Genomic DNA, 23,199 nt, shown 5'->3' on the forward strand with positions numbered 1-23,199 from the left:
ACGCTGTTTACCGTCTTGAAATGGGATACGACCGATCGAGGCCGCTCCATCCATCACGACGAGGTTGTCTGTTTCAGATGCGATGAATGTGGGAATCTCGACGAGACGCTTTTCGAGATAGTTCACGACGCAGCTTGCCGACTCGCAGGAAAGGAGTTCGGCCCACTACACGATCACTCAGTTTGTGAGTAACTTTCCTTTTTACGGTTGCCACACGACACGCCATTCACCTTCAAAGTCTGAGCCGCTATAGATGATCTGCAGGTCATCTCTTGAGAGCGATGCGGGGATCTCGTAGGGAATCCATCCCTCGCGAACAACGCCAGGTTGCACCTCACCACTCTCATACATGTCTTCCTCTTTATTGATATACACCGGATCAAATTGTGACGAGCCTGAAAGCAGGACGACATCGTCACGGAACGGGATCAGTTTGGGTGAGTCGGCTTTGTTTTCGGCACGAAACATCAATAATGCCCACTTTGACCCTTCATCAGCATACTCTCTTGTGACTTCATCCTGCCAGTCTCGATACGAATAGAAATCGCTCATCTGTATCCGTATTGCTTCGACGTAGACGTCCTCGGGATTCGTATACCCCTCTTCCATTTCCAACGAGGCACTCACCACATCTGTCTCATACGTGTACGATTCGTTGTCCTCACCTTCGAGCCAGAATCGCCATTGTACAACACGCATCCGACTAAATGAGAACGGGTCGGATTCACGCGTTCTGGATTCGTCAGGAGCAATTTGAACCGTTTGTTCAGCGACGTTTTGCCACTCCTCGCCTGGGGTTGAAAAATCAACACCGAATACCGCATCGCCAGTACTTCCGCCATCGTTTGACAACGTAATCTCATAGGTAAATTCTTCACCAATTTCGACAGATCCAGGAACGCCACTCACACTAAGACTATAATTTGGACGTCCTGGCGTCTCCGTCGGTGTCGCTGTTGGTGTGGTCGTAGGTGTCGACTCCGGAGTTTCTGTTGGTGTAGAGTCATCCCCACTGTTACCACCATCACTTTCGTCATCACTAGAGCACCCAGCGAGCGGCAGCGCTGTCGCCGAGCCGAGCAGGGCGAGGTATCGGCGTCGTTCCATGCCCGGGACATGTACGGCCGTTGTTGTAAAACCACACGCAATATCTCTCCGACCCGGAAATGACGCACCGATTTATATACCAGCCACCCATCACCTCCGACTCGCATGATCGTCGACGAGCGCATCTTCGACGAAGACCACCTTCCGCGGCGACTCCTCCACCGCGAGAGCGCCGTCGACACACTCCTGCGAGCCTGGTCGCCCGCGCTCGCCGAGCAGCGCGCGAAGGACGTCCTGCTGCACGGGCCCAGTGGCGTCGGCAAGACCGTCTTGACGCGACACGCCCTCCAGCGCCTTCGCGACGAGGGTGGGGTACAGGTGGCCCGCGTCCGCTGTCTCGGGAAGACCGACACCGGGATCATCCGGTCGATCCTCGAGGACCTCCCTGGCGAGGACCCCGCGAGCAACACGCCCCACGAGGACCTCTGTCTCGCCCTTCGCGAGCGCGTCGCCGAGCATGGCCCGGTCATCGCGGTGCTCGACGAGGCTGACGACGTCCCTACGACGGGCGTCCTCGATCGGCTCGCCGACGTCGACCCACTCTCGATCGTCGCGATCACCCACGATGTCGATAGCTGGCTCTCGCGCGTCGACGACCGCCCACGCCGGGCGTTCGACTGGCAGGAGCTCGGCCTCGATCGATATGGTGTCGACGAGCTCGCGGACATCCTCGAGGCGCGGGCGAGTCAGGGGCTTCGGCATGGGGCCGCCGGGCGCGCGGAGTTGGAGACGATCGCCGACGACGTCGCGGGCGTCGCGCGGTTCGGTATCCAGGCGCTCCGCGAGGCAGCGCTGGTCGCAAGCGACCGGGGGATGCGGACCATCGACCAGGACGATCTTCCGGAGGCCTACGAGCGCGCACGGCGTCGCGTTCGCGAAGAACAGCTGGCGTCGCTGCCGTTCCACCATCACGTGCTGTATGAGTTGATTCGCGAGGCCGGAGAGATCGACGGGGAGACGCTGCACGAGCGATATGAACGGACTGCAGATCAGGCCTACGCTGGACGTAAACAGACACCGCTTTCGAAGCGTGCTCGGCGGCGGAAACTGCAGAAGTTAGAGGACTACGATCTTGTCACAATCCAAGGGGGGAACCGAAACCAGACATATATTGTTTGTGATGGGTGTGTTAAGTCCCATGAAACGGCTCTGTATCAAATTCAGTGAATATCTCTACCCCTATAACGATTCAATTTCATATTCTGCAGGTTGTCTGTCCTCTTTCTCGATGGCGAATGAATACTGTGCATATCGACGTCCCCGTTCGCCAGCAATAATTACGGGCATAATTCTATCATCAAGATATTGTAATGTCACATCTTCCGTGTAAGGGAACATAGATCTCGTACATTGAAATTCGATAGGAAAATTATTCTCAGCCAACCGATGTCTATAGTCTACAAGAGCAGTACTCGTGTATGCAGATAAATTAAAAGATGCTCTATGTGCAGTCGATGGGTCAGTGTTGTCTATCACCTTTAACGCAGCGTTTCTTTTTAGATCCGATTCCTCCAATTCATCAAGACTCTCCCAATCGACCGACTCACCGGTTAATTCTTCTATCTCGTCGGTTTCTAATTGTCGGGAAACGGTATTAGCAATATTTAGAGGATATGTTATCTCGGCATGGCGGAATGCAGTGTCAAAAACTATGTAACATTGACTTCCTTCTAACTTGATTGTAAGGTAATATCGAAATCGTCCATCCTCTTCATCTTCTATCTTTTCTGGTTCTACCTCTTCCCCATCCTCTTTTATCGGACCTGAGAAATCATCTATCTCGTAGCCCATCTCCTGCAAACCCTCGGTTATCTCAACAAGTGACCCACGGATCCGTTCTCTACTGGGCATTAGTTACGGAACGTTGAGATGGCGGGAGATCGATCAACTCATCACTCGCTCCAGTCTGCGCTCCAATCTCACGTTTCACTTCGTCTTCACCTTGGAACACATGATGAGTGGCTTCTTCGTCAATTTGAATGGCTTCCTCTACTGCTGGGATGGGCTTTGACCTTACATTCTTTCGCTCGCCAGCGAGCACAGAATTGGCTGCATTATTTAACTGGAATATTTGTCTTGTAACCTTCCCATCGTCATTTAGCTGATACTCGGCCCACGCACCATTATCAATCTCCTCGACGACACCCAACTCTATCAAAAGCGGAATATGTTCACGTATTGCCTCACGGCTGACGCCCGCTCTCCGCTCAAGCTCCGATTTGTTGAACTGGTATCCCGGTGGTGCCTCTAATAATGCGTCGACGATCAGCCGGACCGTCTCATAGCGCGTGAGTGTCATCCAACCACTCGGGTTCGTTTCCAGCCGAGATTTTTTGACGTCAAAATCGTCACTGGAACTATCGTTTGTCATGCATATTATCTCAGATGCCGGAATGCATATAGCTTTTGGGATGGTGCCAACCTAAATTGTCACCCGCTTTTTTGTCGGGGCGGTTGTAGAACTTTAATCGAATGAGTGAGCCTGATATTGTTTGCAGTATTCTGGGATATCTGATTTCAAAACACCGGTACGGAAGTCCAGTGGACAAAGAAACCACGGTCAATAGAGCAGGGATTCGCGTCGATCAACAGGGGGAAGCAAAAGATCTTTTCGACGAGTTACGTGATGCAAGGTTCATTCTCGATTGTGGGATGCGAGGAATTCAGTTGAATAATAGCAAATTCAATATCCTGGCTGACTATCTATATCACCAATGTTCTTGGGATGCCGATAAAATTGAGATTCGGTTAAAACACTATGAGGGATGGGAACGCCATGATTGGGTTCCTAGTGAAGATTACGACCCGGACATCTAGCACCTTTTTAACCCCAATCAGCCCCTCGGTCAGCCTGTATGCCACAGGACTCTATCGACATCACCCTGTACGGCAACGACCTCACGATCGAACACAAGGGCCCCGATGGCGCGGGCGCACGACTGGACGTCTCCCATGAGGACGGCCGTCGCTGGCTGCTCACGGTCACGGGCACTGGCTCGCTGAAGGAGATCGAGACGACGTGGCGAGATGGGCAGCTGGCGGATCTCGACGAGCCGGACTGGCTGGACGACGCGCTCCACCGGGTCGCGAGGGTGGCGTAGAATATGCTAAGGTCAGTCAGCCGTTGGTGGCGTCATCCTGCTCCCGTTTCCCTCTTCAGCCTCCACCTTATCCAGGACCCGTTCGAGCACATCGTTGAACGAGTCGTTTGGTTCCTTCCGACTGTTCAACCGTTTCCACGTATCCCGTTTGATCCGGATGTTGACATCGTCGTCGGACATGTATGCATGTGGCATTTGCACAGTTTTATACCTAACCCCAAGAGGATACTTTGTGTGCAATTACGCATACCAACAACCCTAATCTATTTGTGCAAGGCACGTATGCACACATGCGAGGCAAGTATGACGGAGGATACGTCGATCAGAATCAAGCGAGATACGTGGGAACGCCTACGGTCGCAGAAAGGCCCCGGTGATTCGTTCGATGGAGTGATCAACGATCTCCTCGACAAAACGGAAGACGCCGGGCAGGAACAGGTCGCAAATTAGCCACTGTCGCGTGCGAGCACACCGCCATCCAATCGATCTGCTCGCACGCGATGACCGGCCCATGCATCGCCCGCTGAACGCGGCCGACACACAGACCGAGCGGCGATAGACAGGGAGCATATAAAAGACTCCCGGCCCCACGCGCCGCTCGGTCTGTTCTCGTCGGTCGGTAAAATCGCCCGGACTGTCCCAAGCAGTCCGGACACGCAACCATGCAACTGACTGCACTCGACACATCAGGCCGACGGACGAATAGTAACAGACCACCTACCAGCGACAAAGACGATGCTACCGACGACACCGGCCCGCTCGCAGGCCTCGTCGACAGGCTGTCCGGACTCGCCCCTGGCGCCGACACGACCGACGACCGGCCGAACCCGACGGCTGGCGTCGACATCGACACGCTACTCGACCAGCTGGCGTCCGAGCGCCGCCGCCTCGTCATCCGCGCGCTCGCCGAGCGCACCGCGCCGATGCGGATCGGCGACCTCTCGCGACACATCGCAGCCTACGAAGCGGGATGCACGCCGGAGGAGGTGACGTCCACCCAGCGAAAACGCGTCTACGTCGCGCTGTACCAGACGCACCTCGACACGCTCGACGAGGCTGACTTCATCGACTACGAGAAGAACTGCGGCGAAATACACGGAACGCCGGAGACGGAGGTGGCGGCTGCCGTGCTCGCCGATCTCGACGCACGACTCGGAGGTGGTCCTGATGACATCTGACGACGCCGTCGCGCAGAAAGGGAATCAGACAGGGGCAAGGGAACAGGCCCTGGACGAATCGACGAGTCCCAGGGATAAAACCGGCGGCGTCGTCAGTCAGGCCGTCATCGACGAACTCACCGACCACCTTGACGACGTCGTCGACGACGCGGAGTATTTCAAAGCCCGGCATCTTGCCGACGAACTCGACGCGAAACCTGTCCAGATCGGGACGGCACTGGCCGTCCTTCGCAGCGAGAGTACCCACTTCACCGTCGAGCGCTGGAGCGCCGACGGCACCTCGCCCGTCACGTGGCACATCAAACGACGCGCGGTCACCGACGGCGGCCAGGACTGGAACCCAGACCGGGCCGACCTTCGCGATGACGAGTGCCCGGACGAGAACGCCCACGCCAGCCGAAACGCCGAGCAGCTCCGCGAGTTCGACGACACCGTCGACACTGACGGCTGGTATCTCTACGAGAAGGATCGTAGCGCTGTCATCGGCGGGAGCTACCAGGAACGGGGCGACGCAATCCGCGAGGCCGCCAAGGATGACGACGTCGTCCTGGTCGTCTCCGGCGAGCGCATCGCTGAGCTCGAGGCCAGCGACACCACGCTCGTCTGGGAGACCGAGGACGCCCCAGTCGTCACGGATGGCGGAACGCTTACCGAGATCGAGAAGATCACGAGTGGGACGTTCTGGAAGTGCGACCGCTGTGGCGCGACTGGCGAGGAACGCGGCACCGTTGGTCATGTCGACGGGTGTCCGAACGCTGAACAGGCTGTCGAAACAGACGGCGGCCAGGACGTCGAGGGCGCGACCAACGGAGGTGACGACTGATGGGGTGCGATCGCTGTGGGTGCCCGACTCCGCGCTCGCGACTATGCAAGGAGTGCGGTCGCGACGAGCACCGGTCGACCGGCCCGGTCGGCGGCACGGCGAGCGACCAAAACGACCGCGACGACGAGTGGCAGGTTGAGCAGCAAGGCCTCGGTGACGCTGACGCCCAGGGGCAGAGCACGCTCGACGGCGGCGTCGCGAAGGACGGAGGTGACCGATGACGACGACCTGTCCAGCCTGTGGCGCAGCGAACGACGACGGTGACTGGCGCTGCAGCGAGTGCGGGAAGGATCTTGTCGGCATCGACGATGATGACAGCGGTGGCGCTGCGCCGCCGCTGGTCGCCGACGGCGGTCAGACTGTGGACGGGACTGATCGGTCAGGTGTTCACGCATACTGCCACGACTGCGACTGGTTCGCAACTCCTGATGATCACGAGTACGCCGACGTACTTGCCGCTGCGGAGGCGCATACCACGTTCGAGTTTGGTCACATGACGACGGTTGGGTCGTCAGATGAGGTAGTCGCAAAGGCGCGTGATCGCTCAGTAGATACGGTATCTGACCGCGACGAACCCGTCACCGACGGCGGCTGGAACGCCAGCGGCGAAGGCCCCACGGGCCCGTCGGCCTCGGAGCGCCACCCTGACCCCGAACGCTTCGATCACGACGACGCGATAGCCGCCCGTCGCGAGGGCGAGCAGGTCGACCAGGGCGCGTGTCCGCACGTCGAGCCCGGCGAGTTGCCCTGTAGCAGTTGTTTCGTCGGAGGTGATGACGGTGACTGACATCACGACTATCGAGACGGTCGAGGCGGGCGACTACTCTGTCCGCGTCGGCCAGTCCAGCGATGGCACTGCCTACGAGGCGGTCGTCATCGACGACGGCAGCGGCTCGACGTCCCGGTCGGACCTGTTTGGTCATCCGCTGATCACGCTCTCGTCGAGTAGCAGTGATGACGACGGTGAGGACGTCGAGCCGATCGGCCCGCCGGTCACCGCGCCCCATCGGTGGGTTGCAGTCGGCTTCGCGATCGAAGCTCACGAGTTCGGCGCGATCGGCGAGGAGCCGGTCGACGTCGAGGAGGCCTACACTGGAGCGACACTCAACGGAGAACCACTCCATGACGTAATCGAGTTCGAGATGACGTTCGAGGGAGGTGACGTCGATGCCAACGAGTGAACAACTCGCAGCGCTGTCCGAGGTCGTGGGTGCCCTCGAGGATGCTGGCGTCGACGTCGAACCTATCCGAGACGTCCAAACGCTCCAAACTGGTGATGTAGAGGCAACGGTTGAACTCGTAATCCCGGAGGACGTCGACGAGGGCGTCCCGGGGTCGATATACCCGCCGGAGACGCTCGACGACCAAGACGAGGCAGATCCAGAGCCAGAGGATACCAACGAGCAGGGCGACCAAGCCGAGTCCGAAAACCCATACGAACCGGTGGACTTCGGCCACTACGACACCGTCGACGTTACCGAAGGGTCCCACCGAACGGGCGCGCAGTTCAACGTCCCGAGCATCGTGTGTGACTACTTCGACACCGAGCGCGTTCACTTCCGCGAGCGTGAGGGGCGCGTCGAGATCGCGCCGGGACCCGGCCCCGACGACTGCATGGATTATCAGGCCGATAACTCGGCGTGTCCGCAGAACCAGCAGGTAGTCGGGGAGATGCTCGACGTCGTGCCGGGCGACGAGATCGAATACAGCCCGGACGGCGACGTGGTCGTCGTCGAGCCGAACCGAATCGTTGAGCGTGACGACCCATCCACGCTGCTTCTCGACGAAGAGAACTTCCCGCCGACGGCGTGGGAGATCGTCGAGACGCTGGATTTGGAAGGTGAATTGCCGGTCACCGAGCTTGAAACGCTGACTGAAAGAGCAGAGAACACCATCCACATTCACCTTTCCAATCTCCAGGAGGACGGTATCGTCGAGAAGCGCCAGGACCCAGACGACGGACGTCGGTGTTTGTACTCGCTGGCCGAGGCCGCCTACGACGGTGAGGACGACGAGCTGGACAAAGAGCGCAAGCAACTGGAGGCGGTGTTCGGATGACGCCACAGAACAAAGCCAGCGAGGACGCGCTCGACCACGTCCGCGGACTCGTCGAGGGGCTCGCCGGGCGAGCGGACATCGAGACAGGACTCAACGGGTGGCCGACCCTCGAAGCTGTCGGTGAGTACTCCGACCGCTACTCGGTCAGCCACGTCAAGGTCTGCATTCATATCCTCGCGAATCGGGGCGACGTCGTGACTGCCACGAGCACCAAGCCCGGCGTCTCGGAGTTCACGACCGTCGTCCCCGCAGACTACGCTGACCCAACGCCCGAACGGGACTACCGTCCCGGCGAGCGCGCGACGACGACGCCGCTGCAGGCTGGCCTGCTGACGATGCTGCTCGGCCTGACCACGATCTTCCTGGTGGTGATTTTGCTATGAGTACACTCGAACTCCCCGACCACGAACAGAAACGAGAGGCGAATCTCGACCGGCTGTACGAGCTTCGCGAGGAACTCAAAATCGTGGCCGAGTCTGATATCGACTACGCACAGTACGCCCAGAACGCACTCGAAACACTCCGGCAGGAGGGGTACGATGTCTGAGGCGTCACTCGTCGAGCATCTCGACGCGAATGCTGACGTCGTCACCGAGCTCGGACTCGATAGTCGCGAGCGCCTCCTGGACGTCACGGTCGGCCTTCGGCATCCCAGTCACTGCGGACTGACGTTGCGCCTCGATCTCCTCGGCAGCCTGCTGGGAGAGCACGTGATCACACCAGACACAGGCGTCCTTTTCTCGTGGCGTCTTCTGTTCACACCGCGGGCAGATGATGGGGCCCACGGCGTCGGGCTCGTCGGCCTCGACGTCCATCCCGTGGGCGCGTGCAATCTCACGTTCGTTCGCATCGTCGAAGACGGCGATGTACCGAGCGGCGATGTCACTCCCACGCGTCCAGCCGTGATGGTCTTCGAGATGTGCCTGCGAGACGTTCTGGCTGGCGAGGTAGCTCGCGCTGCTCTTTCGGAAGTTCGTTGGGGTCACGGGCTTGTCGACCCCAGCACGGTCGGCAGCATCTTTCAGTGCATCGCGGATGCGGTTGTTTGTAATCGAGTCGCCAGTGTTCAATCCACACCACAGGGGGTCGGATCCGTTACCGGGGTGATCGTCGAGCCAGCGGCGGACGTAGGGGACCGACGGAATCAGAACGGGCGAGCGCTGCCCCGTCTTCCCGTCGAGGGTAACCTGCAGGCCATACTTGTGGCTCGTGATGTCGTTCGGCGTCAGGTCGAACAGCTCTCCGGGTCGAGGGCCGAGGTCCCAGGCGAGCGTGATCAGCGCTCGGTCGCGGGAGTTGTGACAGGCCTCAACCATCGGCAAGACATCACCATCCCATTTGAGCATGTTCGCGGGATCTGGGGCCGGGTCGTAGTCGCTGGGATACCCGCCCGGGATCCACTCGAGCGTTTCCGGGGGATTGTCACCGTCGGTGACGTGCTTCCCGAAGTTCCGGAGGGCGACGCGGTAGTCCTTGTTCGTCTCCGGAGAGCCGTTCTGTTTGCGATGGATCCAGGTGACGAGGTCCTCGGCAGCGCTGCGGTCCTCGAGGGCGGCGGCGAGGCCGCCGACGTCCTTGGCGAGCTTCAGGTTCCGGCGGAGGAGAAACTCATGTTGATGTGTCCCCACTTCACTCGGTCCGAGCAGCTGTATCGTCCGGTCCAACTCGAGGAGAATCTCCCGGTCGGCGTCGGTGATGTCGTACTCGCCGCTGTCGAGTTTGTTGCGCATGGTTTCGACAGCGCGTTGCGGGTCGTCGGGCATTACGAGACGTCAACGGATGGCGGGCATGTAAAGGTCTGGTATAGAGCCCTCCCCGGGCATATTCTGACGAAAAACGAACATCGCGAGTGATGAGTCTGATATGCCAACAGAGGGTGACGAACCTGGAGGTCTCACAGCGGTAACAGCGCGGAAGTCCATCGGCTTTAGCCGTGGAAGGAAGCGCGTAAGCTCTATGCAACAACCACGGATAACGGCAGGGCTGACTCACCAATATAGGCGTATGACAGATAAATGAAGGTTAGTACGTAAATAGAGGATGGAGGTCAAACGCACCGTCCCCGTCAAACTCAACGCATCAAAACACTACACGAATCGGACGAAGGTAACGATTCAGCAGTTCGAAAATAGAACGCATTCCTATCAGTCATCTGTGCCTTTCGTCCAGCGCCACAGCAGATACCCCGCTCCCGTAAAGACAGCGATTGCACTCAAAAAGGTGAATTCAGTGCCGTCTTCACCAGTGGTCTGATCGGTCATAGTATCATCACCGTCTATTTCTCCGGGTTGAGCTTCGGTATTATTGGTCGTTTCTCCCGGAGTGGGCCCAGTGTCACTACTTGTGGTCGTGTTGACTCTGGTGTTAGAAACAGTCTCATCCCTCGATATCGTATACAGATACACAGATCCTGACCGGGAGCCATTCGGTTCACTGTCCCAGGGGACACCGACGAGAACCGTATCGTTTGCCATCGCCACTGCTCTCCCGAAATTCTCGTCGGTGCTGCCGTCGCTGGCAGCGAGTTTCGCGTGTTGGATCCACCCATCGCTGTCCCGGAGGAACACATACGCTGAACCGGCGAGTCGACCGTTCGGATCCTCGTCACGGGGTGCACCGACGATAGCGGTGTTGTCATGTAAAACGAGTGACTCCCCGAACCAATCTCCACCATCACGATCTGTCGCCGTGAGTTCGGTTTGCTGGCTCCACCCTGTACCCCCTCGCTCGTATGCGTATACCGCATCGATGTCTGGTGCGCCAACGAGTGCGTTGTCCCCATCGAGTGCAACTGCTAACCCGGCGCGATCCGACCCCTCGACGGTCAGTTCCGCCTGCTGGTGCCACTGTTCAGTATCCCGCGTAAACACGTACGCCGCCCGCAGCACTCGTTGCTCGACATTTGGTTCGGCACCTGTTTCAGACGGCTGCACGCCTACCAAAGCTGTGTCTCGTTTGAGTGTTACTGACGTGCCAAAGTTGTCGTTCGCATCAACGTCCTCAGTCGTGAGCTTGGCTTCCTGTCGCCACTGATCGTCCCGATTAACGAAGACATATGCTGCCCCGACACCCAGTTCATCCGACCTAGCTGCCTGATTGGCCCCAATCAGAGCTGTATCGCCATCTATCGAGACCGACCACCCAAACTGATCTTTGGCTTCAACATCAGTACCTTTGAGAATAGCCTGTTGGCTCCATCTGTCCTCCCCCAATTCAAACACATATACTGCCCCTGTGTTACCAGTGCTTTTAGGTGCCCCCACAAGTATTCGCGTACCGTCGTTCGTTACTGCGACGGACTTGCCAAACCGGGCGTCTTCGTTTGCAGGCCGGGGCGTGAGTTTCGTCTGCTGCACCCACTCCCCACCAGTTTGTTCGAACACGTATGCAGCACCAGTACGTTCGCCGTCCGAAGTGACAGCCCCGATCGCCCCGACGACGGCTGTCTGACCGACCATTACCGCCGACTCGCCGAAAATATAGCTTTCGTCACCGTCCTCGGGCACGAGTTTCTGCTCTTGGAACCGTGCCGAGAATCGTCTGGGGCGTATCGTCGGCTTCTGTCCCTCGACCAAGTTCCCATTCGTCTCCCTCCTTGTCCACCCGTCACCTATCCCGGCGAACACGAGACTGAGATACGTGCGCCGCCGAATCACAATACCCAAACACTGGGTTCGATCGTTTTTGTTATATTGCAATTACTTGATTCGCTGGTGTGGAGTACGTAGTTGATGTAGAGCGATATTGCCAGTTTGGGAATTTGTGGATGTCGTAGTTTTCGGATCCGACCGTCGGTTTCACGAGCTTCCGATCCATTCGATAGAAGTGAAAATCCCGCCGGTATCACCGATTTCCTACGGAAGAGCGTAGAAATAGTGGTGTATCTAAGAACTCAGTGAGATTCTACTATGTAGTAAGCAATTGCGTACTTCATTAAGAATCAGTTCTGTCCGTGGCGAGTACGATGTCAGCGATACCGATTAAAGGAAATATTGTTCCGTAAGTATCGCGCACGACCATCACTCGGAATTGACGAGCGCCATCCCGTCTTTGACGGACTCGGCCCGACCCAGCAGAGTGACGTGGTCGCCACGTTCGATGACAGTGTCTGCAGTCGGCACCTCGGCCGAGTCGTGGTCGCCCTTGCTGAGGAGGGCGATCAGGCACGCCTCGGGGAGCATCGGGCCGATCTCGCGGACGGTCTTCCCGATGAGTTCCTCGTTGGTGACCTCGACTTCCTGCACGTCACCGACCCGGCCGATGTCGGTCATCCAGTGGGCGATTGCGGGTCGCTCGATCTGGTTGTCGATGGCCCACGCGGAGGCCATCGCCGCGGAGATGGTGCGCACGTCCAGATCCTCGAAGGCATCGACGTTGTCGGAGTTGTTCGCCTTCGCGATGACTCGCTCGATGTCGAATTTCGACTTCGCGAGTTGCGAGACCAGCAGGTTCACGTCGTCGTCACCGGTGGCGGCAACGACGATTTTCGCGTTTTCTGCACCGGCCTCACGTAACACCTCCGTGTCGGTGCCATCGCCGATGACGGTGGCGTAGCCTTCGTTTCGTGCCAGTTCGACGACGTTCTCGTCTTCTTCGATGATGACGACGTTCTCGCCGCGGTCTTCGAGGCGTTCGGCGAGCGAACGGCCCACCTGTCCGCCTCCAACGATGATAACTCTCATGGGTATCACGTCAAGGTACTGTGCGATGTAGCGTGCCAGGCCGCCCTCGACGAGGGCGGTGACGAAAATGACCAGAAAGACAGTCCCGATCAGGAGGTCTGCCTGCTGTGCCAGCGCGGGGTCGTTGAGTTCCGTGGCGGCGGTCCGGAGTTCGACGGCAAAGAGCGTCGCGACCGACGCCGGGATGATCCCGCGCGGGCCGATTGCGCTGATAAACAGTCGCTCCGAGACGGTGAACCGGTCGCCAATAGTCGAGACGAACACCAGGACTGGTCGGAGCACCAGCGCGACGATGAGCACGACGCCGATTCCTGGGAGTCCCACATCAAGAATTGCCCCCGGTGGCAACTGAGCGGTGAGCGCGATGAACACGAACGCGAGGACGAGCAGCGTGATGTCGCCTTTGAAGTCGGTGATCTCCGCCTTGTATGGGATGTCCATGTTCCCGAGGACGAGACCGGCAGTCGCAGCGGCGGCGACGCCAGCCTCGCTCGCGAGTTGGTTCGCACCCGCAAAGGCGACCAGCGCTCCGGCGAGGACGATCAGCCGTGCGTTTCGCGGTGCTGCGCCCGGCGAGAGGTCGATGTACCGCAACAGATAGTACAGGAGGCCCGCGACGATGATGCCGACGAGCAACCCCTCACCGAGACGGATCGCAAACCCCTGGATCAGTCCCTCGGCGGCGACGGTTGGGTTCACTGCCTCGAAGAGCACGACCGCCGTAATCGCAGCGGTCACGTCGTTGACGATCCCTTCGGTTTCCAGCACCGCCGCGACGCGGTCACGAACCGGGACGACTGCGAGTATCGGCGTGATGACTGTCGGGCCGGTGGCGACCAGCAGCGCACCGACCACGAACGACAGTTCCCAGGACAATCCGATCAGCAGGTTGACGGCGACTGCAGTGCCGACCAGCGCGATAGCCGCGCCGACAGTCACGAGTCGAACGGCGGCCCGGGGTGCTTCCCGGATCCGGTCGAACTCCAGATGGAAGGCCCCCTCGAAGACGATGACAGCGACCGCGAGGCCGACGATTGCTGGCATGGCATCGCCGAACGTCTCGGTTGTCACGAGCCCCAGGCCTGGTTGTCCGATGATCACCCCCACGAGCAGGAAGAAGATGATGCTCGGGACCCGGAGTCGCGCTGCGAGAATCTGGGCGAGAACTCCCAGCCCGATGATCCCCGCAACCAGCGGGATCAGAAATTCCTCTGCCACAATTTACCTTCCGTGCAGTCGGTTCAACGAATCGTCGGGTTATAAACCAGTTGGTTGTACCGACCAGTCGGACGAGACAACGAAAACGCGGCACGGCCTCTCACCGGAGGATCGCGTGAGCGTGTTCACCGCGAGAAGACGCTGTCGGCAGTCGCCGCGCCGACGACGCTGAAGACGGCACCGACACTCACGGCTTTGAAGGTGATCACCGCACTTTCCCGCGTGGATTCAACGGTGTCGAGAAAGGTGTCGGGCGCGCCAAAGGCGAGTGCCAGAATCGCCACCGAGCCAAAGGAGACACACATCAGCGAGATGAATCGTGTCGGCACCCCCGCGATCTCCTGTTCGTCGTCGGGGTCGCGTTTCGTATCCGCCTTGTACAACGTCGCATAGCCGATTGCAAAGACGATCCCGATCGTCACGAACGTCTGCACCGCTGTCATATCCCGCGCGAGTGTCCAGACCTCCTCGGTGACGACGAACGGTCCGGCAAGCAGGAACCCGCCGACGATCTGCTGTGCCGAATCCGCCGGACGAAATCGTCGCGAGCGACGCGGACGACGGATCTTCATACGAAACCATACCGGCCGAGATACAAAATACCACACGTTGGTCGATCTACTCCCCGCCCGGGAAATCCTTGAACAGCGATTCGTAGTCGTCGTCGAGTTGGGTTATGGTCTCGTCGGCCTCGGCTTCGAGCTGTTCGACGCGTTCGACCATCTGCTGGTACTGGTCGCTCGATTCGAGCTGTTTCGGGGTCTTCTCGACTTCGAGTGTCGCCTTCTTCGCCGTCAGCGCGTAGTACTCCTGTAACTGTTCGCCGTACTCGTCGCGTTCGAGCATCGTCGCGACGGCGTTCTCGAGGTCCTCCCGCATCACCGGCTTCGTGAGATAGTCGTCAAAGGGCATCGAGACGATATCGAAATCGGGGTCGACCGCAGTGACCATCACGACCCGACAGTCGAGTTCCCGCTCGCGGATTCGTTCGAGCACATCGTCACCCGATAGTTTTGGCATCTGCCGGTCGAGAAAGACGATATCGACATCCTCGTCGACTTTCTCCAGTGCCTCCTCGCCGCCGTACGCCGTCCGGACCTCGTACTCGATGTCGAGCCACGTCGTGTACAGATCTGCGATATCCTCCTCGTCGTCGACGACGAGGATCGTCGGCAAGCGGTCACTCATCAGTTGCCACCTCGGATGCAGGCGTCGCCCGGTTCACGGATGTGTCTGTGCACCGTCCGCGTAAATCCATTTCGGCAGTGCGCCCCGGTCCGGCGAGCCAGTCGAGCACACGACCGTCACTCACCAGCACCGTCGTGGCCCACTCTCCCGCTGTCCCTCCAGCCCAGAACATATCGATGGACAACGGGGAGGTAAAATAAAACAGTACTGGCCGACTTCTCGTCGTGAAAATACCGTTCAGCGCATGTCACGTCATACTGTCGGCTGTACGGACGTACAACTATTCGCCGCCCTGTGTGGCGAATTCGTTCCGAGATGACACAGCCGACAGTATCAGAACAGCGCCATCACGAGAACACGCTGGAGCGCAACGTCTTTAGAGGTCCACTCGAAGCCACGTCCATGGCGGAGTCCCCGGACCCGACCGTCGTCTCAGTCGTCGTCGTTCGCGCCGAGGACGTCGTGACTGCGCTGGAGACGAACGTGACGAGCGGCGAACACGCTGTCGTTCGCCTCACCCCGCCGTTCAGCGGTCGGATGCGTGCTCGACTCCACGTCGAACGGGGTGCGTACGACGAGACGCCCAGGCCAGTCCACATCGACCCGGAGACGGTCCTCGATGACCCGCCGCCGTATCCGCGCCCGCCGACACTGAAGAGCAGCTCCGGGCAGACCCGGACCGAACGTACTCGGTCGACGCTCATCGCGAGTACCACACACAGCGCGTGGCTGACTGGCGTCAGACGATTCCATCCTGTATTCGCAACCGGGCCCAGATTCCAACACCTGACGGCCCGCACGAGGTCTCTATCGTAGTTCTCGGAAACGGATAGAGTGCGCTGCATAAAACGTTTCGAGAGCTCTCGGCCGGTATTAAAACGATGGCGGTCTGACAGCGAGAGTGAAACGACTCGAAACGACGGCAACTCTCGTCCGGTATTATATGGTAATGGGTCGTTGCACCAGGTACGATGTCGGGATCCTCTATCACCGACCCTGATGTACTCTTCGGCGATGCAGACGGTCCAGGCCTGTCCGGCCTGTTCGTCCGTCCGGTCAGACAGCTTGCCTTCTGGGCCGCTGTCGTCTTGCCGTTCCTTCACCTGCCGCTGCTCGCGACTGGGCTCCAGTCCCAGCAGACGGTGATCGCCTTCGTCGCGCTGGTGGCGGTCAACGTCGTTGCGCTGGTGCTCGGTCAGGGGCACAGGTAAACGACGGGGGACAGGGGGGAACAGCGCACTGCCGAACGGATAGCTGCGGGACTGATCCGCGAGTGACATAGTAACGCCCCCTCGCACCGCCTGTACCGATAGATTGTCGGACAGAACCGTCTCGTGAGCGCTATCTGACTGGTAACACGTTCGTTTCGTTGCTCTATCGCAAACACTGTCGCTCCGACCCATTTGCGAGACAACTACCGATAGCTGGTTCCGAGTGCTACGATATCATAAATATAATATTCATTACCATTTTTATATATGGAATGTTGTATAATTTAACTCCCTCTAATCTGACAACACTGTGCTGTACTGACTGTTCTTTCAATACTATTCGTAAATTTCGATCTTCTCTCTCCTCGTCTATTATTCTTACTTTTTGTTGTTTTATACCCCTTTATCGGCTTTCAACAAATTATATCCCTTCAGACTTGCCGAACCGAACGTATCCCTCTCTATCTACGTATTACCTACGATAACGGTGTGTATTGCGTTCATTCACTGGGATACGTACCAATACTCTCAGCCCGATCACATCCAGACTAACATCGATATATTAACAAAGTTTTTAGGTACTATAACTAAAAATATTTATATTTCATAAGTCGCCGGATCCGTCTCGTGATCGGTCGAATCTGGTTGTCGACATCCAGTCACGAAACGGACCGTCGTGTGTGTCGCCACTGAGCGGTACTGACTCGTCTTGATCTCACCGGATCGTAGATCCTGAAACTGTTGAAATTCGTAGGTTTAGATGGCTAATGGTTAAGTTCACGGAGCGATTGCATTTGCGTATGGCGACAGAAGACAGAGATGCGTGTCCACACGATGAGGGCGAACAACCATCTGTGGGTGCTGGCAACTTCGAGATATCCGACAGGGCAGAGCAGATCATCCAGCGTCATGGTGAGGCGTTGAAGGATGGTCGGCTTCCGGCGAAAGTGTATAACGACGAGGAAATTCACCAGGCAGAACTCCGACGAATTTTCGGCCAAAACTGGGTCTTTATCGGTCACGAGACGGAGATTCCCGAACCTGGTGATTACTCACAGCGCTATATTGGCAAGGACCCGTTCATATTCGTTCGGGGCGAGGACGACGAAATTCGCGTCCTGTTTGACTCGTGTACGCACCACGGCAGCAAACTCTGCCGTGCCGAGCAGGGCAACAGCTCACACTTCCGCTGTCCCTACCACGGCTGGACGTTCAAAAACACGGGCGACCTCGCCGGTATCCCGCTGAAACATCAGGCGTTCGATAACCTCGACCCGAGCGAATGGGGCATGTCGGCCGCACCACGCGTCGAGAACTACAAGGGGATGGTCTTTGCCTCGCTCGCTGAAGACGGGCCGTCGCTGGAGGAGTATCTCGGTGATTTCAAATGGTATCTCGACATCCACCTCGACATCGCGAAAGGCGGCATGGAAGTCATCGGGGAACCCCACCGCTGGCGCGCGGACAGCGACTGGAAGTCCGGCTCTGACAACTTCTCTGCCGACAGCTACCACACCGGTGTTGCACACCGCTCTGTCTTCGAGGTCGGCTTCGGCTCAGAGGAGATCTCGGGGACGGCAGGTCAGGAGACACAGCGTCACGTCACCCACATCGATTCGGGGTCGACGAGTCTCCGACTGCTCAAACCCGAAGACGAGATCTACTTCGGCTACCCCAAGGAATACGTCGACACCTCGAAGCTGTCAGACGCACAGGCCGACGTGGCCGCGGCCTGCGGTGCGGCGACCGCGACAGTGTTTCCCAACCTTTCGTTCATTCATCTTGCTGCAACCAACGACCCCGACAAGGACCTCGATGGCTTTCTCTCGCTCCGACAGTGGCAGCCTGCTGGTCCCGGCGAGATGGAGGCGTGGTCGTGGGTGCTCGCCCCGGCGGCAGCCTCCGACGAGTACAAGCAGCGCGCCTACGACGTGGCACTCGGCACCTTCAGTCCCTCGGGCAACTTCGAGCAGGACGACTTCGCCGTCTGGGACGGCATCGCTGACGCCGCAGGCTCCGTGTACGCCGAACAGAGCAACTTCGAGATGAACTATCAGATGGGGCTTGAGCAGGCGTCGTCAGCATCGATCGACGAGGACTTCCAAGGGCCGGGCGTCGCTTGGGATACCAACCTCGAAGAGGGGACCTGTCGCACCTTCCACGGCAACTGGCACAAGGCCATGAGCGGCGAGGACGTCGGCATGAGCTACCCCGAGGACCACCTCTAACAATGAGTCAATCACAACAGCACCCGACGGACATGGAACTGCACTACGAGTGCGTCCAGTTTTACAACGAGGAGGCGGAACTGCTGGATGCGAAGGAACTCGAAGACTGGCTGGAGCTGATGACCGAGGATGTCCAGTACGACATGCCGATACGGACCAGCCGCGAAAAGGGCGCCGAGCGCTCGGAGTTCAGCGAAGAAGGCTTCAACTACCGCGAGGACTACTCGACGCTAGAAGCGCGCGTCGAGCGCTTCCAGTCCGAATTCGCGTGGTCGGAGGACCCGCCCTCCCGGACGCGCCATCACGTCTCGAACGTTCGCGTCGTCGACACCGACGGTGACGAAGTCGAGACCAAGACCAACCTCCTGCTCTTTCGCGGCCAGGGCGAAGACACCGAAGGAGTCTTGCTCTCCGCCGAGCGTCAGGACACGCTCCGGCGCGTCGACGGTGACCTGAAACTCGCCGAGCGGGACATCCTCCTCGACCACACCGTCCTTCCGATGAAAAACATCTCGGTGTTCTTCTGACCATGACACCAACACGAACCGTCACAACCGGCGAACCGATCCGGCTCGCAGACGAGGCCGCCGACGTCGTCGTCCAGAAGATTTTCACGCGGATGGGCGAGCGACTGGAGATTCGTTCCGGCGACCAGTCGATCCGGCTGGATGCGATCATGCTCGAAAGCGTCGCCTGGCAGGACAGCGAGGAACTCGCGAGCAAGGCCGCCGATGAACTTCCGGCTGCCGGAAGTGCAGTGGCCGAAAGCGACGCCGTGCAAGCGGACCGCGACCCGATCACAGTCAGCAGCGAGTTCGCACTCGCCGAACTCGAACACATCGAGACACCAGAGGGCCCACGGCTCAGAATCGAGGCACCGAAGCTCGGCTACGACATCGAAGTCGGGCCACGGGAACTCGCCTGGCTGACGACGCGAACGCACGAGACGTTCACCGAGTGGCTCGAAACGCCCTTCGGCCCCGGCGGCGACGACCACGACCACGGCCACTGAGTGACCCAGCGGCCAACTGCTTTCTGACAGTATACCTGAACACTCCCCAGCCGGTGAAGCAAGTTATAAACCGGTACGGGTCGGAACAGAGAGTATGACAGGCGTAAAGAGATTTGAGCACGCGCAACTCCGCGTGACGGATCTGGAAGCAGCAGTCGAGTTTTACAAGGACGTCCTCGGTCTCGTCGAGATCGACCGGTCGGACGGAGCGGTCTATCTCGGCTGTGGGATGGACGAGAACTACGACGTCGGGCTGGTCGAAGGCAAGACTGGCGTCGACCACTTCGCAGTCCGGATGGACGACAGCGAGGAACTCGCGACCTACGAACAGCGACTCCAGTCTGCGGGCATCGAGACGGAGCGAACCGACGGCGCAGAGCCAAACCAGGAGGAAGGCGTCCGATTCACTCTTCCGAGCGGCGCGGACATGGAACTAGTGACCGTGGCTGACTCATCGTATCACCACCCGACTGAGACCCACGAGGACCGCGATGCGGTCGCCCCGCTCGACGTCGACCACATCAACCTGATGAGCTGGAACGTCGACGAGGACAAGGACGTGCTGACCGAGCACCTCGACTTTCAGGTCTCCGACGAGATTGTCGGCGAGTCGGGCTTTTCGATTCAGGCCTGGCTACGCTCGGGCGAGTTCCACCACGACGTCGGGATTTCGACGGCCGACAACGTCCAGTACACACTCCATCACCTCTCGTTCGAGGCCGACTCGATGGAGCACATCAAGCGCCTCGCAGACACGCTTGCGGACAACGGACACGATATCGAGTACGGTCCGAGCCGCCACAACGCGGGTGCGAACCTCTTTCTGTACCTGTGGACGCCGGGCGGCAACCGGATCGAGATCAGCGCCGAGGTGGCGACCGTCGACCACGAAGCCGAGACGGGCGTCCGAGAGATCGACACCTCGACGAATACCGTCTCGCGCTGGGGCGGCGCCGCGCCACCGGCGACGTTCCTCGGGGAGGGGTCGTAGATGGGTGACCTCGACGGCAAGCGCGTCCTCCTCACCGGCGGTGGCTCCGGCATCGGCCGTGCCGTCGTCGACCGGTACGTCGAGGAGGGCGCACAGGTCGCCGTCCTCGAACTCGTCGACGAGCGCGTCGAGGAACTGAACGACGAGTACCCCGACGCCGTCCACGCGATGCAGGGCGACGTCTCCGAGTGGGAGGACAATCAGGCCGCCGTCGAAGCGACAGTCGACCAGTTCGGTGGTCTCGACGTGTTCGTCGGGAACGCGGGCATCTTCGACGACGCGGTGCATCTCAACGACCTCTCGCCCGAGGAACTCCAGGACGGCTTCTGGGAACTGTTCGGCGTGAACGTGCTCGGCTACATGCTCGGCGCGAAGGCCGCGCTCCCGGAACTCATCGAATCCGAGGGTTGTATGGTCTTTACCGCCTCCTACTCCAGTTTCTACCCCGCGACTGGCGGAATTCTCTACACCCCCGCAAAGCACGCCATCGCGGGTATCATCCGGCAACTGGCCTACGAACTCTCGCCGAAGATTCGCGTCAACGGCGTCGCGCCCGGATACAGTCCGACGAACCTCTCGGGTACGGACGCGCTCGGTCAGGAGTCGAGTTCGGCCGTCCCCGAGGAAATCGACGAGCGCTACCCGCTCAAAATTCCCATGCCCGAGGAGTACGCTGGTTACTACGTCCTGCTCGCCTCGGAGCGAGACTCCCGTGCGTCGACTGGGACGATCATCGAGGCCGACAGTGGCCTCTCCATTCGCGGCGCTGACGACCCTGCTGGCGGATACGACCTGTAGGAACGGCAAGACAGAACTGGATTTTACTTCTCTGCGATCACGTCGACAGCGTGTCGTCCTGTGACCAGCGCCTGCGCCAGTCCGCCCATGTAGTGACGGTTGTTGACGCCGCCGATGTCGACGCCAGCCGCGTAGAGGCCGGGGACCGGTCGTGTTCGCCCCTCCTCAGCGTAGTCGTCGTACTCGAACAGTGACGAGGAACTGTCCGCTCTGTCGAGCACGCGCAGTCGCTCGTCGACGGCGATGCCGCCCATCGTGAACGTGATTCCGGGCTGAACGGCTACCGCACAGAATGGCGGGGAATCGAGCGGGCTGGCGTGTTCGCGCCGTGGTGGGTTCAGCAGGTCTGCCCTCCCATCGCGGACGGCTTCGTTGTACTCGCGGATGGTCTCGACGGCTGTGCTTCCGTCGGCACCGGCCGCGGTCAGTTCCTCGCCGAGACCGTCGAGCGTCTTCGCGCGCAGTACCTCCGCGCCCGCCTCCTCGGAGCGTTCGATGATGGTGCCGACCCGACCCATGCTGAACACCTCGTCCTCGTAGAGGTCGCCGTCGACGACGTAGTAGGCGCGCCCGCCAGCCTCCAGCGCGGTGTCCTGTGCGAGCGTGTGTTCCAGATCCGACTCGGACTCGTCGGTGTACCGCTCCCCGTCGCGGTCGATGGCGACGGCGAAGGGGCCATAGTACTGGGTCAGATCGAGAAACGTGTCGGGCGTCACCTCGGCGGGCGGCGCGGCGAGGTTGTGCCCGTAGAAGGTGTGCATCCCGCCGGTGGTTCGCGCGCCGACGTCGCGGGCGGCTTCGAGTCCGTCGCCGGTGCTCCACGGGTTCGACCGGATCCAGAGGTTCTCCACGTGTGGGGTCACGTGACGCTGGAGCAACTCCTCGTTGCCGTGGAAGCCACCCGTTGCGAGGATCACTGCGTCTGCGGTGATCTGGATCGGACCATCTGGCCCGCGTGTGTCGACGCCGATGACGCGGTTTGCCTCGTCGGTTCGGAGGTCGGTCATCGGCGTTTCGAGCAGGACATCCCCGCCCGCGTTCTCGATTTCTTCGACCATCTGCAGAGTGAGTTCGTCGGAGTCGACCTTGCCGCAGTTCGCGCCGGGCGTCGGTGCCGTCACCACGTCGCCGGTCGGGAGTTCGACCGGTGGCTCTTTCACCTCGACGCCGAGCGACTCGATCCACTCGAACCCGTCGTCGAGGTTCTCGACGACCAGCTGTTGCAGCGCTGGGTTGCCCTTCGGGACGTTTTCCTGTGCCTCTGCGAGCGTCTCGTACGACCAGATCAGGCCTGCGGAGATTCGCATCGACCCGCCCGCGCGTTCGCCTTTCTCAAGAACTACCACGTCGTTGCCGCGTTCGACTGCCTGCACGCCAGCGCTCAGGCCCGCCATGCCAGCGCCAGCGACGACGATATCGGTCTCGATGCTGTCGACGGTCATGGGTGTACTCTCGGAAGCCACTCGCTTGGGTTTTGTGTTCTGTGCGGATTTTGGATAGGATGTATTGAGTTTACTGGAGTCACAAACGGCCAGAAAGCCCCGAGTCTCTGGACTCCTTCGGCTCGCTGCGCTTCTCACTCCTTTCAGTCGTTGCGTGTGTCT

Annotated in this window: 28 protein-coding genes and 2 pseudogenes; 20 read left to right on the plus strand and 10 right to left on the minus strand. The window is 59.5% G+C overall.

Annotated features, from left to right (window positions below):
- Positions 1-201: 201 nt before the first annotated feature.
- A complete protein-coding gene (locus ACMGFL_RS01255; protein WP_436933713.1) occupies positions 202-1,107 on the minus strand; it encodes a hypothetical protein in 906 nt (301 codons plus the stop codon).
- A gap of 105 nt (positions 1,108-1,212) precedes the next feature.
- Here ACMGFL_RS01255 and ACMGFL_RS01260 point away from each other — a divergent pair, with 105 nt between their 5' ends.
- Positions 1,213-2,274: a Cdc6/Cdc18 family protein gene (locus ACMGFL_RS01260; RefSeq protein ID WP_436933714.1), complete on the plus strand. Its 1,062-nt coding sequence runs from the start codon at positions 1,213-1,215 to the stop codon at positions 2,272-2,274.
- Positions 2,275-2,286: 12 nt separating this feature from the next.
- On the opposite strand, the gene ACMGFL_RS01265 is transcribed toward ACMGFL_RS01260, so the two are convergent.
- Together ACMGFL_RS01265 and ACMGFL_RS01270 are read right to left on the minus strand one after the other, a co-directional pair.
- Entirely contained in the window at positions 2,287-2,898 is a 612-nt protein-coding gene (locus tag ACMGFL_RS01265; protein WP_436933715.1) for a hypothetical protein, read from the minus strand.
- Positions 2,899-2,947: 49 nt separating this feature from the next.
- Positions 2,948-3,478 (minus strand): winged helix-turn-helix domain-containing protein, encoded by a 531-nt coding sequence (locus tag ACMGFL_RS01270; protein WP_436933716.1) that lies wholly within the window; start codon positions 3,476-3,478, stop codon positions 2,948-2,950.
- A gap of 101 nt (positions 3,479-3,579) precedes the next feature.
- On the opposite strand from ACMGFL_RS01270, the gene ACMGFL_RS01275 reads away from it, so the two are divergent.
- Together ACMGFL_RS01275 and ACMGFL_RS01280 are read left to right on the plus strand one after the other, a co-directional pair.
- The gene (locus ACMGFL_RS01275) at positions 3,580-3,924 is read left to right on the plus strand and encodes a hypothetical protein (RefSeq protein WP_436933717.1); all 345 of its coding nucleotides are present in this window, start codon (positions 3,580-3,582) and stop codon (positions 3,922-3,924) included.
- Positions 3,925-3,962: 38 nt separating this feature from the next.
- Positions 3,963-4,208: a hypothetical protein gene (locus ACMGFL_RS01280; RefSeq protein ID WP_436933718.1), complete on the plus strand. Its 246-nt coding sequence runs from the start codon at positions 3,963-3,965 to the stop codon at positions 4,206-4,208.
- 12 nt (positions 4,209-4,220) lie between these two features.
- On the opposite strand, the gene ACMGFL_RS01285 is transcribed toward ACMGFL_RS01280, so the two are convergent.
- On the minus strand, positions 4,221-4,388 hold the full coding sequence (locus ACMGFL_RS01285; protein ID WP_436933719.1) for an antitoxin VapB family protein: 168 nt from the start codon (positions 4,386-4,388) through the stop codon (positions 4,221-4,223).
- A 123-nt stretch (positions 4,389-4,511) separates the two neighbouring features.
- Here ACMGFL_RS01285 and ACMGFL_RS01290 point away from each other — a divergent pair, with 123 nt between their 5' ends.
- The 9 genes from ACMGFL_RS01290 to ACMGFL_RS01330 all read left to right on the plus strand — a co-directional run bounded on the left by ACMGFL_RS01290 (position 4,512) and on the right by ACMGFL_RS01330 (position 8,814).
- A complete protein-coding gene (locus ACMGFL_RS01290; protein WP_436933720.1) occupies positions 4,512-4,658 on the plus strand; it encodes an antitoxin VapB family protein in 147 nt (48 codons plus the stop codon).
- Between the two features lie 212 nt (positions 4,659-4,870).
- A complete protein-coding gene (locus ACMGFL_RS01295) occupies positions 4,871-5,386 on the plus strand; it encodes a DUF7344 domain-containing protein (RefSeq protein WP_436933721.1) in 516 nt (171 codons plus the stop codon).
- Entirely contained in the window at positions 5,376-6,209 is an 834-nt protein-coding gene (locus tag ACMGFL_RS01300; protein ID WP_436933722.1) for a DUF7123 family protein, read from the plus strand. The genes ACMGFL_RS01295 and ACMGFL_RS01300 overlap by 11 nt, the downstream gene beginning before the upstream one ends.
- On the plus strand, positions 6,209-6,430 hold the full coding sequence (locus ACMGFL_RS01305) for a hypothetical protein (protein WP_436933723.1): 222 nt from the start codon (positions 6,209-6,211) through the stop codon (positions 6,428-6,430). The genes ACMGFL_RS01300 and ACMGFL_RS01305 overlap by 1 nt, the downstream gene beginning before the upstream one ends.
- A complete protein-coding gene (locus ACMGFL_RS01310; RefSeq protein WP_436933724.1) occupies positions 6,427-6,996 on the plus strand; it encodes a hypothetical protein in 570 nt (189 codons plus the stop codon). Before ACMGFL_RS01305 ends, ACMGFL_RS01310 begins: the two co-directional genes overlap by 4 nt.
- Positions 6,989-7,390, plus strand: coding sequence for a hypothetical protein (locus ACMGFL_RS01315; protein ID WP_436933725.1), 402 nt, complete (start codon positions 6,989-6,991; stop codon positions 7,388-7,390). Before ACMGFL_RS01310 ends, ACMGFL_RS01315 begins: the two co-directional genes overlap by 8 nt.
- Entirely contained in the window at positions 7,377-8,267 is an 891-nt protein-coding gene (locus ACMGFL_RS01320; RefSeq protein WP_436933726.1) for an ArsR/SmtB family transcription factor, read from the plus strand. Before ACMGFL_RS01315 ends, ACMGFL_RS01320 begins: the two co-directional genes overlap by 14 nt.
- Positions 8,264-8,650: a hypothetical protein gene (locus ACMGFL_RS01325; RefSeq protein WP_436933727.1), complete on the plus strand. Its 387-nt coding sequence runs from the start codon at positions 8,264-8,266 to the stop codon at positions 8,648-8,650. The genes ACMGFL_RS01320 and ACMGFL_RS01325 overlap by 4 nt, the downstream gene beginning before the upstream one ends.
- Positions 8,647-8,814 (plus strand): hypothetical protein, encoded by a 168-nt coding sequence (locus ACMGFL_RS01330; protein WP_436933728.1) that lies wholly within the window; start codon positions 8,647-8,649, stop codon positions 8,812-8,814. Before ACMGFL_RS01325 ends, ACMGFL_RS01330 begins: the two co-directional genes overlap by 4 nt.
- Positions 8,815-8,818: 4 nt before the next feature.
- Here the strand turns inward: ACMGFL_RS01330 and ACMGFL_RS01335 are convergent, their stop codons facing one another.
- From ACMGFL_RS01335 to ACMGFL_RS01355, 5 genes are all read right to left on the minus strand, one after another.
- Positions 8,819-10,030 (minus strand): tyrosine-type recombinase/integrase, encoded by a 1,212-nt coding sequence (locus ACMGFL_RS01335; RefSeq protein WP_436933729.1) that lies wholly within the window; start codon positions 10,028-10,030, stop codon positions 8,819-8,821.
- A gap of 381 nt (positions 10,031-10,411) precedes the next feature.
- Positions 10,412-11,842 (minus strand): hypothetical protein, encoded by a 1,431-nt coding sequence (locus tag ACMGFL_RS01340; RefSeq protein ID WP_436933730.1) that lies wholly within the window; start codon positions 11,840-11,842, stop codon positions 10,412-10,414.
- Positions 11,843-12,286: 444 nt separating this feature from the next.
- Entirely contained in the window at positions 12,287-14,167 is a 1,881-nt protein-coding gene (locus tag ACMGFL_RS01345; RefSeq protein ID WP_436933731.1) for an NAD-binding protein, read from the minus strand.
- Between the two features lie 125 nt (positions 14,168-14,292).
- Positions 14,293-14,739, minus strand: a complete 447-nt coding sequence (locus ACMGFL_RS01350) for a DUF2391 domain-containing protein (protein WP_436933732.1) — start codon at positions 14,737-14,739, stop codon at positions 14,293-14,295.
- A 46-nt stretch (positions 14,740-14,785) separates the two neighbouring features.
- On the minus strand, positions 14,786-15,355 hold the full coding sequence (locus ACMGFL_RS01355; protein ID WP_436933733.1) for a HalX domain-containing protein: 570 nt from the start codon (positions 15,353-15,355) through the stop codon (positions 14,786-14,788).
- A 402-nt stretch (positions 15,356-15,757) separates the two neighbouring features.
- Here ACMGFL_RS01355 and ACMGFL_RS15910 point away from each other — a divergent pair.
- The 8 genes and pseudogenes from ACMGFL_RS15910 to hcaB form a co-directional block, all read left to right on the plus strand.
- Positions 15,758-15,928: pseudogene (locus ACMGFL_RS15910) on the plus strand (DUF8009 family protein); the annotation flags it as partial.
- 131 nt (positions 15,929-16,059) lie between these two features.
- Positions 16,060-16,188 (plus strand): annotated as a pseudogene (locus tag ACMGFL_RS15915) (DUF8009 family protein); the annotation flags it as partial.
- Positions 16,189-16,326: 138 nt separating this feature from the next.
- Positions 16,327-16,566, plus strand: a complete 240-nt coding sequence (locus tag ACMGFL_RS01365) for a DUF8028 family protein (protein WP_436933735.1) — start codon at positions 16,327-16,329, stop codon at positions 16,564-16,566.
- 800 nt (positions 16,567-17,366) lie between these two features.
- Positions 17,367-18,794, plus strand: a complete 1,428-nt coding sequence (locus tag ACMGFL_RS01370; RefSeq protein ID WP_436933736.1) for an aromatic ring-hydroxylating oxygenase subunit alpha — start codon at positions 17,367-17,369, stop codon at positions 18,792-18,794.
- 2 nt (positions 18,795-18,796) lie between these two features.
- Positions 18,797-19,321, plus strand: a complete 525-nt coding sequence (locus ACMGFL_RS01375) for an aromatic-ring-hydroxylating dioxygenase subunit beta (RefSeq protein ID WP_436933737.1) — start codon at positions 18,797-18,799, stop codon at positions 19,319-19,321.
- 2 nt (positions 19,322-19,323) lie between these two features.
- Complete coding sequence (locus ACMGFL_RS01380; protein ID WP_436933738.1) at positions 19,324-19,806, plus strand: hypothetical protein; 483 nt, start codon at positions 19,324-19,326, stop codon at positions 19,804-19,806.
- A 94-nt stretch (positions 19,807-19,900) separates the two neighbouring features.
- Positions 19,901-20,797 carry a VOC family protein gene (locus ACMGFL_RS01385; protein WP_436933739.1) on the plus strand — a complete coding sequence of 299 codons (897 nt, stop codon included), beginning with the start codon at positions 19,901-19,903 and terminating at the stop codon, positions 20,795-20,797.
- Complete coding sequence (gene hcaB / locus ACMGFL_RS01390; RefSeq protein WP_436933740.1) at positions 20,798-21,595, plus strand: 3-(cis-5,6-dihydroxycyclohexa-1,3-dien-1-yl)propanoate dehydrogenase; 798 nt, start codon at positions 20,798-20,800, stop codon at positions 21,593-21,595.
- Positions 21,596-21,618: 23 nt separating this feature from the next.
- Here hcaB and ACMGFL_RS01395 read toward each other — a convergent pair whose 3' ends face one another.
- Positions 21,619-23,037: an FAD-dependent oxidoreductase gene (locus ACMGFL_RS01395; protein WP_436933741.1), complete on the minus strand. Its 1,419-nt coding sequence runs from the start codon at positions 23,035-23,037 to the stop codon at positions 21,619-21,621.
- Between the last annotated feature and the right edge of the window lie 162 nt (positions 23,038-23,199).

The sequence above is a fragment of the Halovenus marina genome (assembly GCF_051414115.1).
In the GTDB taxonomy this organism is placed as follows: domain Archaea; phylum Halobacteriota; class Halobacteria; order Halobacteriales; family Haloarculaceae; genus Halovenus; species Halovenus marina.

What these genes read in the sequence shown, in the direction of transcription:
- ACMGFL_RS01255 (WP_436933713.1), bottom strand. Translation starts at nt 1,107, where the DNA reads ATGGAACGACGCCGATACCTCGCCCTGCTCGGCTCGGCGACAGCGCTG.
- ACMGFL_RS01260 (WP_436933714.1), top strand. Translation starts at nt 1,213, where the DNA reads ATGATCGTCGACGAGCGCATCTTCGACGAAGACCACCTTCCGCGGCGA.
- ACMGFL_RS01265 (WP_436933715.1), bottom strand. Translation starts at nt 2,898, where the DNA reads ATGGGCTACGAGATAGATGATTTCTCAGGTCCGATAAAAGAGGATGGG.
- ACMGFL_RS01270 (WP_436933716.1), bottom strand. Translation starts at nt 3,478, where the DNA reads ATGACAAACGATAGTTCCAGTGACGATTTTGACGTCAAAAAATCTCGG.
- ACMGFL_RS01275 (WP_436933717.1), top strand. Translation starts at nt 3,580, where the DNA reads ATGAGTGAGCCTGATATTGTTTGCAGTATTCTGGGATATCTGATTTCA.
- ACMGFL_RS01280 (WP_436933718.1), top strand. Translation starts at nt 3,963, where the DNA reads ATGCCACAGGACTCTATCGACATCACCCTGTACGGCAACGACCTCACG.
- ACMGFL_RS01285 (WP_436933719.1), bottom strand. Translation starts at nt 4,388, where the DNA reads ATGTCCGACGACGATGTCAACATCCGGATCAAACGGGATACGTGGAAA.
- ACMGFL_RS01290 (WP_436933720.1), top strand. Translation starts at nt 4,512, where the DNA reads ATGACGGAGGATACGTCGATCAGAATCAAGCGAGATACGTGGGAACGC.
- ACMGFL_RS01295 (WP_436933721.1), top strand. Translation starts at nt 4,871, where the DNA reads ATGCAACTGACTGCACTCGACACATCAGGCCGACGGACGAATAGTAAC.
- ACMGFL_RS01300 (WP_436933722.1), top strand. Translation starts at nt 5,376, where the DNA reads ATGACATCTGACGACGCCGTCGCGCAGAAAGGGAATCAGACAGGGGCA.
- ACMGFL_RS01305 (WP_436933723.1), top strand. Translation starts at nt 6,209, where the DNA reads ATGGGGTGCGATCGCTGTGGGTGCCCGACTCCGCGCTCGCGACTATGC.
- ACMGFL_RS01310 (WP_436933724.1), top strand. Translation starts at nt 6,427, where the DNA reads ATGACGACGACCTGTCCAGCCTGTGGCGCAGCGAACGACGACGGTGAC.
- ACMGFL_RS01320 (WP_436933726.1), top strand. Translation starts at nt 7,377, where the DNA reads ATGCCAACGAGTGAACAACTCGCAGCGCTGTCCGAGGTCGTGGGTGCC.
- ACMGFL_RS01325 (WP_436933727.1), top strand. Translation starts at nt 8,264, where the DNA reads ATGACGCCACAGAACAAAGCCAGCGAGGACGCGCTCGACCACGTCCGC.
- ACMGFL_RS01330 (WP_436933728.1), top strand. Translation starts at nt 8,647, where the DNA reads ATGAGTACACTCGAACTCCCCGACCACGAACAGAAACGAGAGGCGAAT.
- ACMGFL_RS01335 (WP_436933729.1), bottom strand. Translation starts at nt 10,030, where the DNA reads ATGCCCGACGACCCGCAACGCGCTGTCGAAACCATGCGCAACAAACTC.
- ACMGFL_RS01350 (WP_436933732.1), bottom strand. Translation starts at nt 14,739, where the DNA reads ATGAAGATCCGTCGTCCGCGTCGCTCGCGACGATTTCGTCCGGCGGAT.
- ACMGFL_RS01355 (WP_436933733.1), bottom strand. Translation starts at nt 15,355, where the DNA reads ATGAGTGACCGCTTGCCGACGATCCTCGTCGTCGACGACGAGGAGGAT.
- ACMGFL_RS01365 (WP_436933735.1), top strand. Translation starts at nt 16,327, where the DNA reads ATGTCGGGATCCTCTATCACCGACCCTGATGTACTCTTCGGCGATGCA.
- ACMGFL_RS01370 (WP_436933736.1), top strand. Translation starts at nt 17,367, where the DNA reads ATGGCGACAGAAGACAGAGATGCGTGTCCACACGATGAGGGCGAACAA.
- ACMGFL_RS01375 (WP_436933737.1), top strand. Translation starts at nt 18,797, where the DNA reads ATGAGTCAATCACAACAGCACCCGACGGACATGGAACTGCACTACGAG.
- ACMGFL_RS01380 (WP_436933738.1), top strand. Translation starts at nt 19,324, where the DNA reads ATGACACCAACACGAACCGTCACAACCGGCGAACCGATCCGGCTCGCA.
- ACMGFL_RS01385 (WP_436933739.1), top strand. Translation starts at nt 19,901, where the DNA reads ATGACAGGCGTAAAGAGATTTGAGCACGCGCAACTCCGCGTGACGGAT.
- hcaB (WP_436933740.1), top strand. Translation starts at nt 20,798, where the DNA reads ATGGGTGACCTCGACGGCAAGCGCGTCCTCCTCACCGGCGGTGGCTCC.
- ACMGFL_RS01395 (WP_436933741.1), bottom strand. Translation starts at nt 23,037, where the DNA reads ATGACCGTCGACAGCATCGAGACCGATATCGTCGTCGCTGGCGCTGGC.